Below are 12397 nucleotides of genomic sequence, written 5' to 3' on the forward strand. Positions count from 1 at the left end.
GTCCAATGCGCAAATACCTCTGGGGCTTCGCAGCGATCCTTGGCTTGGCGAGCGTGACGGCCTTGCTCGCGCAGACCGTCGACGGGATCGACGTCCAGGCGATCAAGCAGCGTTCGGCGGACCTACAGGCGGATGCCGAGGCTTTCGTCAACCATGTGAAGGATAGGGGCGACGCCTTCCGCGAGGACGCGCAGACCGTTCGCGACGCTGGCATGGAGAACATGCAGCGGGTCGCCAAGAGCGATCTGCCCAAGGGACCGGCAGGCCCCGTCGATTTCGACGAGATCGTGGCCGGTGCCGCGTCGAACGCGACGGCAGGGAAGGGCGAGGCGCCCCAGTTCATCGTCTTCGCGAGCCTGTCGATGCCACCGCAGTCGCTGCAGAAGCTGATCGGCGACACGGCCAGGGCCGGCGGGGTGGTCGTGTTCCGCGGCTTCCCCAACAATTCGATGAAGGAGTTCGCCACGAGCCTTGGCAAGATCATCGACCGGCAGGACGATTTCGCCAATGTCGGCATCGATCCGCGGCTGTTCCGCGCTTTCGATGTCCAGGCAGTGCCGACATACGTCAGTGTCTCGTCGGACTTCGATCTTTGCGCCGGCTTCTCCTGCCAGACCAAGCTGCCGCCCTATGATCGGCTCGTCGGCAACGTCTCGGTCGAATATGCGCTCGAGCAGTTCGCGGACGGTAATGGCCCGGGCGCACGGGTCGCAGCGGTTGGCCTCGCCAACATGCGCAAGGCCCATCCATGAGGGCGTATCTCGTCCTGGCTGCGCTCTTCGGCGTCGTTATGGCGAGTTCGCCCGCGCTTGCCCAGATGACGCTCGACGAGGCGCGCCAGGAGGGGAAGGCGCTGGGTACGGAGAAGCGCAACGATTCCACGCTGGTGCCGTCCAGCGATGCGCAAGCCGCCGCGGTCCCCGGCTATTCCGGCACGAGCTTGCCCGAAGGATCCTATTTCGACGATCCCGGTAAGCTTGAGTCCGACGCCCAGGCGGCCAAGTCGTCCAACGAGCAATATCGCATCACCACCGATGCCGATCACAGCCGGGCCACGTTCAGCAATTCCGAGATCCTCGCGACCACGGCGCGCGCGACATCGGTCGAAAACGATCCCTCGACCTATCTCGCTGGCGAGGAAATGGGCGGCACCAAGGGCACATGCGTGCCGCTGCCCGCCGCGCCGGGGAGCGCGGGCTATTATGAGGCGAGTTGCAACGCCGGCAGCAAGGTCACCACGGAAGCCCGGACCTGCAACGTCAGCCTTGACGTTCACACCGAGAAGCGGACGATCTACACCTATTACACGGGTCGGTTGAGCTTCCTGCCGACAGATGGCGGGCCCTATCCCGCCCGCGCGGCTTTTGACGACGAGATCGCCACCGGCATCTGCTGGGAAAGCCGCCCGATCGACTATTGCGACAATATGAGCGCCTATGGATATACTGCGGCGCCGACCTGCAAAAGCCTTGGCCACACCGCCGTCGAGGTCAAATGCACCGCCGAGGCCCAGGGGATCACGCCGGGCGAGTATCATCCGGGCTATGTGCTCTCGACCGGCAATTACTGGCTCACGAAGCAGGAAGAACCGGCCGTGCCGGTCATCACGCGCAACGAGGGGCTATGCGCCGCCAATGCCGGCGACCCGAACTGCACGCTCGAGACCGAAGTGTGCACGTCGAGCGACCCGGTCACCCGGATCGTCGACGGCGTTCCTGTCACCCAGCCCTGCTGGGCCTGGCAGCGGACCTATCAATGCCACCGGATCTCAACAGCCAATGACTGCGGTGATCTCGAGGCGAACGGGAGCTGCACCTATCTGCGCACAGAATGCCTTGACGAGGAGCCTGATGGCGGGCCCTGCAAAGTCGAGAACCGCGTCTACAGGTGCCCGACGCCTTCCGGAGGCACGAGCGATGCGCCGCAATATATCTGCGGCGACGACGTCTATTGCATCAACGGCGACTGCGAGCCGATCGTTCGCGAAGCGTCGACCGAGTTCAAGGACGCGCTCGTTGCGCTGCATGCGATCGACCAGGCGGGCAAGGAGTTCAACGAAGCCGATCTCCGGGTCTTCAGCGGCACGCGCGAGACCTGCCACAAGCCGGTGTTCGGCCTTATCAACTGCTGTGCGGGCAAGACGTCGGGTTTGTTGACGGTCGGCGCTGGCGCGGCTGCGCTGGCGGGCGGTCCCGCGGCGATCGCCGCGCTCGCGACCCCCTTCCTGGTCCTTTTCGCATGTTCACAGGACGAGATGAGGCTCGACATCAAGGACCGGATGGGCCTGTGCCATAATCTCGGCACCTATTGCTCGTCGAGTTTCCTCGGCATCTGCAGCACGCGGCGCACCGCTTATTGCTGCTTCGAGAGCAAGCTCTCCCGCATCCTCCAGGAGCAGGGCCGTGTGCAGCTCGGCAAGCCGTGGGGGGCGCCGAAAAAGGAACAGTGCATTGGCTTCACGATCGACGAGTTCTCGCGGCTCGACCTGTCGGTAATGGATTTCACCGAGGTTTATGCGGACTTCATGGATGCGGCCAAGCTGCCGGACGAAGTCCAGACCATGACCGAAATCCAGCAGAAAATTCAGAACTACTACGACCTCCACGGCAAGTGAGATGGGCCGATCCGATCTCCTTGCCGCAGGGGCCGCAGCGCAAACCCAAGGAAAGTGACCATGCCTATCCCTGTTCTCGAGCTGCCCCTCGTCCTGGCATCCCTGGCGCTGCAACCGTCGGCCCCAACGCCCCACCATCGTTGCGGTGGCTCTCCCGCGACCGTGGCCGATTGCTGCGTCCACCCCGCAGCCTGGGACAGTCTGACACCCAACCCACCGCTCGCACTCCCTTCCGCGCAAACCGCCTCAGCCGATGAAAGGACGAAGCGTGATGTCCCCCGTCGCTAAACTCTCGATGCTGCTCGCCCTGTCGATTGGGACTGCTGCTCCCCTGTTGGCGCAGGATGCGCCGCCGTCACGCGACACGATCGAGCAGAACCGGCCGGATGCTTTCTACTGCGGCGAGCGGAAGCTCGGACAATGGTTCTATTGCGACAAGCCCAGACCCTTGCCGCGCGAGGCGCAACCGTCGCCGCCGCCGAGCGCGGTCGACCGGATGGCGGCGATCACGAAGCAGCTCGACGAATTGAAGGCCAAGGCGATCCTGGAGCCGACCGAAGAGAACGTCATCGCCTACGTCCGCTTCCAGCGCGAGCAGCTCGACCGCGCCTCGACTTTCTCCGACGTGTGGCAGCGCGCGCTCTGGCAGAACCCCGACATCGACTACACGTTGCAAAGGCCCGTCTCGACGGTCGGCAAGCGTGCCTGGCTCGACAATCGAAAGGCCGATCGCGACGCGGTCCTGACCAACCTGGGGCAGCGCTACGGGCTGTTCTACTTCTTCGCGCAGAGCTGCGGCGCCTGTGAGCTGTTCGCCCCGATCCTTCGCTCGGTGACCGACAGCCACCGGATGGCGGTCATGGCCGTATCGATGGACGGGGGGCCGAGCCGCGATTTTCCGGAACATGTCGTCGATTCCGGGCAGCGGGCGCGCATGGGCGTGCCGGGCAATGAGACACCGGCGCTGGTCCTCTTCGACACGGTGACCAAACGGACCATTCCGGTTGGATACGGCATCCTGAGCGCCGATGAGATCATGGATCGCATCTTCACGCTCACGAACACGAAAGTGGGGAGCGATTACTGATGGGACAGGATCATCGCAAAGGGCGCGCCCGCCGCTTCTTCCGCTCGGCCGCCGGCTCGATGGCCATGATGGCCGCGCTCAATTTTTCCATCGTCGGGGTCGCGCGCGCCGACGTCGCGTCCGAGATGAACAACTTCTTCTCCGACGCGGGCGGCGCTGCCAACGTGACCGGCCCCTCGGCCTATCAGGGTCAGTCGGCCGGCTATTACTCTCTCGGCAATGTCTGGACGCGTTTCCCGCAGAAGAGCGTGCAGCCGTTCAATCTTCAGCTTCCGAGCGCCCGTGCGGGCTGCGGCGGCATCGACCTGTTTTCTGGAAGCTTCTCCTTCATCAATGCGTCCGAGATCGTGGCGATGCTGAAGGCGACGGCCAACAACGCGCTTGGGTTCGCCTTCAAGCTGGCCATCGATTCCGTCTCGCCCGAGATCGGTAAGGTCATGGACGAGTTCAGCCAGAAGGCGCAGCTCCTCAACCAGATGAACATCTCCAGCTGCGAGACCGCTCAGGCGCTGGTCGGCGGAATCTGGCCCCAGATGGATTCGACCCGGGCGACCATTTGCGAGGCGGTCGGCAACAGCCAGGGCGTCTTTTCCGACTGGGCCGCCTCGCGTCAGGGCTGCAACAACGGCAATCGGCGGGATTCGACAATCGCCGGGAACACCGATGCGTCGATGAAGGACCAGCTGGTCGGCGAACCGCACAACTATACCTGGGAGGCGCTGAAGAAGTCCGCCAAGTTCGGGGCGTTCGACCAGTCCTTCTCCGAATATATCATGACGCTCGTTGGTACGGTCGTGACGACGCCGTCGACGGACCCGAGCGTTGGCGGCAAGGTGGTGATGTTCGGTCCGGCGGAAGACGCCGTCGTCACTGCGCTGCTCGACGGCACGGCGGACGCGCCGCCGGTCAAGATGCTGAAGTGCAACGACGAGAATTGCTACGATGTCGGCGAACAGACCCTGTCGGTCCCGGCATCGTCGGCGCTGCGCCCGCGGATCGCCACGATGATCAAGTCGATGAGCGACAAGATCCGGTCGGACACGCCGCTCAACGCCGCCGAAAAGCAGCTCCTCAACCTCGCGACCGTGCCGATCTACAAGATCCTCGCCGTGCAGGCCTATGCCCACTATGCGCTGACCGACGGCGAGATCCAGACGCTGTCCGAGATTGTGGCCGTCGACCTGCTCTCTGCCATGCTCGACAATATGCTGGACCGGGTCGAGCAGGCGAAGGTTCACTACCAGACCTTCGACCAGGAGACCGCGACGCAGTGGAAGCAACAGATCGCGGCCACGCGCGCCAAGTTCAGCCAGCGGGATGTCCGTCTCAACAACAAACTGCAGGTGACGATGCAGATCATCAACCGCAGCATCATGCTGGAGTCTACCCTGCAGAACTCGATGACGCCGGGGATGGCGTCCGCGCTCAACTTCTCGCGCGGGCTGAACGCCCAAGGTCTGAATTAGTGCGGCTGAACTGAAGCGGGAGCGCGTCGATGCTGGAGGTCTTCACGGTCGGGGGCGGCGAGTATCTCGTAAACGTGTTCAACGCCGTCGCTGCCTGGTCAGGGGGAGGGGGCTACCGCTCGCTCCTGCGGGTCGTGATGGTGATGGGCCTCATCTACTCGCTGCTCGTTGTCGCCTTCACGCTTAACTACAAGGCGTGGATGAACTGGTTCCTCCAGGCGACGGCGATCTATCTTTGCCTGATGGTGCCCACGGTGAGCATCAAGGTGACCGACCGGATCAACCCGAGCCTCGCGCCATCGACTATCGACAATGTGCCGATGGGCCTGGGTGTGCTGGCGAGCTTTACGACGCAGGTCGGGGATTGGCTGACGCGGACGGCCGAGACGGTGTTCGTCATGCCCAGCGAGCTCAATTATTCGAGCAATGGCATGGTCTATGGCGCGCGCCTGTTCGACGCGACCCGCAATTTCGTTGTTCGCGACGCGGAGTTCTCGACCAACCTCGAAAACCATTTCAAGAACTGCGTGTTCGGCGACGTGATGCTCTATCAGAAGTCGCTCACGAACCTCGCCAAGGCGCCCGACCTGTGGGCCGCGATCGGGCCGGGCTCGGAAGCGCGCTCGCAGGAATGGCTGGAGCGCCAGGGCGACGGCACCGTTCAGAACTTCATCATCACCTGCCGCCAGGCCTACCAGGCGCTCGACGCGCAATGGGCGCCGATGATCGAGGCCAATGCTCCGATCTGGGGTAAGGAGGTCTATCCCAGGCTCAGCAACGCCCTGGCCGCCGACAAGCTCAAGCATGACGTGCCGATCGCGAACACGGCGTTCACCGGATCGGGGAGCAATTTCACCGAAACGATGCGGCAGAACACAGCGATCAACGCCTTCATGCAAGCACGCAACAGCATGGCTGGTGGGGCAGGCGCGGCCGCGATAGACACCTTCGCCCAGACGCGCGCCGACATCCAGGCGCGCAACACCTATAATTCGATTGCCCAGCAGGCGATGGCCTGGGTGCCGATCCTCAACATCGTCCTGACCGTCGTCTTCTTCGCGATGTTCCCAGTCATCTTCCCGCTGTTCCTCATGCCCCAGACGGGGGTTGGCACGCTCAAGGGCTATGCCATGGGCTTCTTCTACCTGGCTGCCTGGGGCCCGCTCTATGTCATCCTCCACATGATCTGCATGACAAGGGCGGAATCCGCGGCGAACGGCGTGGCCGGGGGAGGCGTGACGCTTGGAAGTTATGCCGGCATCGGCGCGGTCAACGGCGAGACGGCGACGATCGCCGGCTTCATGCTGATGAGCGTGCCTTTCCTCGCGGCCGGTCTTGCTCGCGGCGCGATGTCGATTGCTGGCCAGTCCATGTCGATGCTGGCGCCGGCGCAGAACGCGGCGGAGGCCGCCGCGCTCGAGCAGACCACCGGAAACTACTCCTATGGCAATGTGAGCTGGGCGAACTCGACTTCGAATATGCGGCAGGCCGATCAGTGGACCACGGCGCCGAGCTATATGAGCGGCGCCCCGAGCATGGGCTGGCGCCAGGATAATGGCGCGATGATCAACGGCTTTGGCAATGGTCAGGACGTCTTCGACACGTCGGGGGCCATTTCGCGCCTCGGCTTCACCCCTACCATGACGACCGGGTCGGTCGCGGAATGGCGGGAGATGGCGAGCGAGGCGCACCGACAGTCGCAGGCTTATGAGAATGCCGCGGCCGAGGTCCTGACCGCTACGCATGCCAACCGCAGTGCATTCGGCACCTCGACCGAGCGGTCGTCCGGCTGGGATTCGAGCAGCGGCCGGCAGGCGAACACGTCCGTCGATCAATTCGACCGGCGGACCGGGAGCAGCACGCAGGGTCTGGAGGAACGGGATACGATCTCTCAAGGTCAGCGAATATCTCAGGGCCATGATCGTCAGGCGCAGACGAGCGACCAGATCTCCGGGGTGGTGTCCGCAGGAACGGGACGGCAGACGGCTGGAGGGTCGGGCGGTCGCGGAGGAATTTTGGGCCGCCTTCCCGGCATTGGCGGCAGCGTATCGAAATCAGGGTCTCAGACAGATGCGCTAAGGCATGCGACTGACGAAACCCGCGGCAGCGACAGCGCCAACACATCCTCGAGTGGCGTGCGTGACGAACATTCGAGCGGAAGCGGCGCCTCGATGTCCGATGGGACCTATTCGCGCAGCGGTAGCTTCAGCCGGGCATCCGCCACATCATCGGCGTCGGCGAGTACGGAGGATTCTCTGGCGCTGGCAAAGTCGTACTCTGAGACGGCCCGGCGCCTTGAGGAGCTTTCCCAGCAGCTGTCACGCGACGCCAGCTATGCCGAGACGCATGGCATGCAGCTCAGCGAGAATCTGAGCCAGGATCTTGCGCAATGGTATCGCCGCCAACAGGTCGAAAATCCGGGGCTTGACGCGCCCGAGCTTTGGGCAACCGATCTCACAGACCAGCAGCGGCTTGTGCGCCAGGAGATGATCACGCGCTGGATGCATGACAAGCAGGATGGCATCCGGGCGGAGATTGCGGGGCGCCTCCACGATCCGGACCTGGTCGATGTCAATCGGCCGAGCGTGGGGAACGAGGCGGATGTCAGGGCCTCCTACCGGCCGCATGGTCCTGGGCGGCTGCCCGCCGGTCCTGGCGGCGGCGGGGATGTCGGCGCCGCTGCGATCATCGAGGCCGGCAAGGCAGAGCTGGGGGGCGACCGCGCTGCGGCGCAGACGATGCGAGGGCAGCGGGTTCAAGGGGCCGCTGATCTTGAGCAGGAGGTGAACCGCGACCACGATCGCGGATTCTTCCAAGACCCCAAGCTTCGCGAATAGAGCTTAGAGGATGTAGAACATCGCTCCCACGAGGCCGGCCATGCAAACGTAGGCGAGGGCGTAGCCTATTAGACCGCCACGAGTGGGGTTCCCGTTTTCGTCGGTGATCATTTCGATCTCAGGAATCTCTTCCTCGACAATCGCGTAGATGGGACCGCCGGACAAATCCTTCGTTCGATTATATGTGTCGAGGTCGAATTTTGGGAAGCGCATGCTTTCTCCTGTGACGGAGAATAGCGGTTGGGGCGCTTTTCCGCAACCCTTGAGACGCGACTTATAGCGAGATTATCAAGTTTACAAAAAAACGATAAACCACCATAACCTCGCTATGGATGCTCGTCGTAACCCCTTCGCGCCTGGCGCCGGCACTCGCCCTCCAGAGTTGGCGGGGCGAGATGCGTTGCTTGAACGCAACGCGGTCGCGCTCGACCGAATCCGCGCGGGGCGCGCGGCACGCCCGAGCGTCCTCTATGGACTGCGCGGTGTAGGCAAGACCGTTCTGCTCACGACGATGCGTGACGCAGCCGAGGGGGAGGGCATGGCTATCGTCGCCATCGAGGCTCCCGAGAACCGTTCGCTCCCCGGCATCCTCGTGCCTGCCCTTCGGGCGACGCTGCTGAGGCTCGATCGCATGAAGCAAGCTTCGGACGGCGTTAAGCGCGCGCTTCGCGCGCTGGCCGGGTTCGCAAAGCTCAAGGTCAAATATGACGATCTCGAAGTGGGACTCGATTTCGACGTCGAGCCGGGCCTGGCCGACAGCGGCGACCTTGAAGCTGATCTCGCCGATCTGTTGGTTGCAATCGGCGAGGCGGCGCGAGAGAAGGGGTCAGCTGTGGTACTCGTCATCGACGAGCTCCAATATGTGCCTGAAGAGCAATTGGCCGCATTGATCAGTGCGCTCCACCGGGCCAGCCAGAAGCAGCTTCCCATTACAATGATCGCCGCTGGCTTGCCGCAACTCGTTGGGCAGATGGGCCGGGCCAAGTCCTATGCGGAGCGACTTTTCGAGTTCGTCTCCGTCGGACCGCTCGATGATCACGCCGCGCGCGATGCCATTCGGCTTCCAATCGAGCGGGAAGGCGAAGCTGTCGATGATGCGGCGTTGGACGCGATCTGCGAGCAGACCCAAGGTTACCCTTATTTCCTCCAGGAGTGGGGAAAGCATAGCTGGGATGCAGCTGAGGCGTCGCCGATCACCCAAGACGATGTTGCGGCGGCAACGCGTAGCGCGCTCGCGGAACTTGACGCCAGCTTTTTCCGCGTTCGGTTCGATCGTCTGACCCCTGCCGAGAAGCGCTATCTGCGCGCCATGGCCACTTTGGGCACTGGACCGCACAGGTCGGGAGATGTTGCCGATGCCTTGCACGTGAAGGTTTCAAGCGTGGCGCCGACGCGAAACAGCCTGATCGCGAAAGGAATGCTCTATAGTCCCGCGCATGGAGATACAGCGTTCACCGTGCCCCTGTTCGATGCATTCATGCGAAGAGTGATGCCGGAAGGATGATTTTTGAAGCACCGCCCCGAACGACCGGGGAAGGGCACCAAGCTATGAGTCATCGTTCCCTTTTGTGTCTTGGTTAACGTCAAGAGTGGATTTGACCGCCGCCAAGGAGCGACGTTTGGTGCGAAAATGAACGGGGCTATCTTCATCATCACGAGGTTCACGAGCGAAATTCACCAAGAGGAGCTGAGGGCCTGACCCAACTGCGCCCAACCTGTCTTCGGGGTTTCGCAAGGGGCAGTCGGTGAGGGACATACAGCCGCATCCAATGCAGGTTTCGAGGCGGTCACGCAGCCTCATGAGACTAGCTATCCGCTCGTTCAATAGCGTACTCCACTCGGCACTGAGCCGACGCCAATCCGTTGACGTAACCGGCCCCTCTGGAATCCGGTCAAGAAAATCCTTTAGTTCGGAGAGCGAAAGCCCGACATATTGGGCGGTTCTGATAATGGCGATCCGTCTCAATACGGATCGAGGATACCGCCTTTGATTGCCGGCTGTGCGCTCGCCCTTGATGAGGCCTTTCGCCTCGTAGAAATGGATCGTCGAAACCGCGACTCCGCTACGTTGCGCGATGGCGCCAACAGATAGAGGACGTGTTTTGTCAACAGTCATTGCAAAGACTCGTTACCAAATGTCGGTGCTAGAGCACCGGCAAACTACTTCAGGACTCAGGATGTGGTCATTTCTCGACCGCGCAGACCAAGCCCGTGCCGTGCATCCGCCCCTACATCTACGACGGCGACTATAATCCGGTGCGAGGCGTTTGGTCACTCCCGGCTTTACGGTATCGACGTGCCCGAATTCAGCACTTGCTCTGCGTGCGGGACAATCCCTACGATAGCCGCGAGAATTTGCGTACCTTGCTCGCGAGGGGCAATGTCATGTACCGCCAGCTCGACATCGACCGCTACGAACGACCAATCCTGCAATGCTGGAACATGGATGGCGATCTGTCGTGTCAGCAGGTCCAGGCAGGTCACGCCGTTCGCCGATACAGGCCGTTGCAATGTTCTTCCCGGAGATTATCGCGTCGTTCGATCATTAAAGCCGCGAGTGGCGGTCTTGCGGGAAGCCTCTTGCGGGGAAGGGGGACGCCTCGATCTCTTGGTATCGAGGCGTCAAGCCCGCTTTAGCTGTTGAGCCGGTCCTTGACGGCCTTCGCCACGCTGAAGGAGAGTTTTTTCGACGCTGCGATCTTGATGGTTTCGCCGGTGGCCGGGTTCCGGCCTTCGCGGGCGAGAACGTCCTTGACCTTGAACTTGCCGAAGCCGTTGAGGCTCACCTCTTCGCCTTTGGCGGCGGCGTCAGCTATTGCGGCGAAGACGAGATCGACCGCCTTGCGGGCATCAGCCTTGGTGGCCCCGGTCGCACCGGCGAGATGATCGGCAAGGTCGCTATTGTTCATCATGCTGTTCCTTCTGCAATTTTTCGGGATTCCTCTAATAGTGGCGAGGAGCGTGCGGCGCTATCTCAATGCTCGACCTTATTGAAGGATTCCGGCTTATTGGCCGGACAGGCCATGAGCGATAGTTTTTGCCGGCACCTAGTGGCAAACGCCGGTATCAGGCGTGTCCATAGTTGCGAATTTCGCAGTTGCAATATTCTATGATGCAATGCACAAGAGACGGGCCTTTCAGGCATCCTCTCCCAACTATCAAGCCGCCTCCTTGTGGGCGGCTTTTTTCTACCCGAAACAGAGTCGCCGACTCGACCTGAACGATGTGATCCGGCTGACCATGTCGCAGAACTGCTTCTCGACCTCGAATCGTCTCATCCACGGACCCTATTTGTACATGTCGGGTGGATAGAGCGTCACATACTGAAAATCGCTGTTGCGAAACCGCAAGGCTTCAATCTCCTCGGGATTGCCTGCCTCGTCGACCGCGATCGACATGGCGACGTCGATGGTAAGCTCGATCTCGGTCTCCCCGCTCTCATCCTCGAACGGGATAAGCACCTTGTCCTCGGAATCATACATCGCTTCATCCCAGTTGGGATGAGTGAAAGACACCAATGCTGCGACCTCGATCGTGCCGACCACAAGGATTGATTTACCTGCCTCACTTGGTTTGAAGGCGGTGAGTTTTTTCACTTCGACCGAATTGACGGTGATCTCGTCGATCTCCGCATCCATGACGTCGCTACTGTGCAGTCCCCAATTCGTAAGTTCCTGACTGACGAGGTCGACGATCTGTTCCTCCTGCGTCTCCAGGAAGGGATCGAGTTGCGGCGCGGCCATCTCGAGGCCAAGCGCCGCGAACAGTTCGGGCAACGACTTCACCAGCGAAATATGCTTCGCAGACCCGACCGGGCCATCAAAGTCGCCATCGTTCGAAACGATGATCACCGGGCTATTTCTCGACGCCTCCTTCTTGAGGCACTCGAAGGCAAAGGCGTCGGGGAACTGGTCCTTCTTGCCGTCGCCTGAGAAGAAACCTTCCCCTGCCGCATAGGCGCTGAACACTGCCGACGGCTTCACCTCGTCGATCTGGAGCGTCTTGGCCTCCAGCGCATCGAACATCTGCGTAGTCGACTCATCGTAGATCGATTTCAGCTTTGCGCGAAGCTCCGGCCGCTTGAGCGCGGGAAGCGCAACGCCGGTCGCTCCCTCGACAATCTTCCGGAAATGCGGCTGGCTGATCTCCTTGATCGCGTCGAAATCACTCTGGATGTACTTTTTGGCAACCTCGGTGATGGTGAGATCGGTGGTCAACACCGTTATCAGACCGGCATCGACAAGATCGACGACACGGGCGATTTCAGGCCCGCCTGGTGGTTTGCCGGCACTGATGACGATGTTCGCATCCAGGAAGACCTTCGGCGTTCTTTTGGTCGTTTTCTTCGCCATCGTCAGAGTAGATCCGTGTTGAGGTCATGTTGGGCAGATGC

At 61.7% G+C, this 12397-nt stretch carries 11 protein-coding genes; 6 read left to right on the top strand and 5 right to left on the bottom strand.

All coding sequences use genetic code 11. The annotated features are described in order from the left end of the window. Nucleotides 1-5 precede the first annotated feature (5 nt). From trbC to AC3WLD_RS17980, 5 genes are all read left to right on the top strand, one after another. Nucleotides 6-752 (top strand): type-F conjugative transfer system pilin assembly protein TrbC, encoded by a 747-nt coding sequence (trbC, locus tag AC3WLD_RS17960; RefSeq protein ID WP_017184767.1) that lies wholly within the window; start codon nt 6-8, stop codon nt 750-752. Then, nucleotides 749-2614 carry a conjugal transfer protein TraN gene (locus AC3WLD_RS17965; protein WP_017184766.1) on the top strand — a complete coding sequence of 622 codons (1866 nt, stop codon included), beginning with the start codon at nt 749-751 and terminating at the stop codon, nt 2612-2614. The genes trbC and AC3WLD_RS17965 overlap by 4 nt, the downstream gene beginning before the upstream one ends. Before the next feature lie 295 nt (nt 2615-2909). After that, the gene (locus tag AC3WLD_RS17970; RefSeq protein ID WP_017184765.1) at nt 2910-3701 is read left to right on the top strand and encodes a conjugal transfer protein TraF; all 792 of its coding nucleotides are present in this window, start codon (nt 2910-2912) and stop codon (nt 3699-3701) included. 65 nt (nt 3702-3766) lie between these two features. Then, nucleotides 3767-5167 (top strand): conjugal transfer protein TraH, encoded by a 1401-nt coding sequence (locus tag AC3WLD_RS17975; RefSeq protein WP_037515325.1) that lies wholly within the window; start codon nt 3767-3769, stop codon nt 5165-5167. Nucleotides 5168-5196: 29 nt separating this feature from the next. After that, nucleotides 5197-8004 carry a conjugal transfer protein TraG N-terminal domain-containing protein gene (locus AC3WLD_RS17980; RefSeq protein WP_017184763.1) on the top strand — a complete coding sequence of 936 codons (2808 nt, stop codon included), beginning with the start codon at nt 5197-5199 and terminating at the stop codon, nt 8002-8004. 3 nt (nt 8005-8007) lie between these two features. Here the strand turns inward: AC3WLD_RS17980 and AC3WLD_RS17985 are convergent, their stop codons facing one another. After that, nucleotides 8008-8217: a hypothetical protein gene (locus tag AC3WLD_RS17985; RefSeq protein WP_017184762.1), complete on the bottom strand. Its 210-nt coding sequence runs from the start codon at nt 8215-8217 to the stop codon at nt 8008-8010. Nucleotides 8218-8332: 115 nt separating this feature from the next. Between AC3WLD_RS17985 and AC3WLD_RS17990 the strand changes: the two genes are divergently transcribed. After that, entirely contained in the window at nt 8333-9508 is a 1176-nt protein-coding gene (locus tag AC3WLD_RS17990; RefSeq protein ID WP_026002697.1) for a DUF8462 domain-containing protein, read from the top strand. A gap of 42 nt (nt 9509-9550) precedes the next feature. On the opposite strand, the gene soxR is transcribed toward AC3WLD_RS17990, so the two are convergent. The 4 genes from soxR to AC3WLD_RS18010 form a co-directional block, all read right to left on the bottom strand. Further along, the gene (gene soxR / locus AC3WLD_RS17995; RefSeq protein WP_081095122.1) at nt 9551-10120 is read right to left on the bottom strand and encodes a redox-sensitive transcriptional activator SoxR; all 570 of its coding nucleotides are present in this window, start codon (nt 10118-10120) and stop codon (nt 9551-9553) included. A 167-nt stretch (nt 10121-10287) separates the two neighbouring features. Continuing rightward, a complete protein-coding gene (locus AC3WLD_RS18000) occupies nt 10288-10488 on the bottom strand; it encodes a hypothetical protein (protein ID WP_017184759.1) in 201 nt (66 codons plus the stop codon). A gap of 149 nt (nt 10489-10637) precedes the next feature. Beyond that, on the bottom strand, nt 10638-10913 hold the full coding sequence (locus AC3WLD_RS18005; RefSeq protein WP_017184758.1) for an HU family DNA-binding protein: 276 nt from the start codon (nt 10911-10913) through the stop codon (nt 10638-10640). A 378-nt stretch (nt 10914-11291) separates the two neighbouring features. Further along, the gene (locus AC3WLD_RS18010; RefSeq protein WP_011950412.1) at nt 11292-12356 is read right to left on the bottom strand and encodes a PIN domain-containing protein; all 1065 of its coding nucleotides are present in this window, start codon (nt 12354-12356) and stop codon (nt 11292-11294) included. Nucleotides 12357-12397 lie beyond the last annotated feature (41 nt).

Source organism: Novosphingobium sp. FW305-C-111 (genome assembly GCF_058783565.1).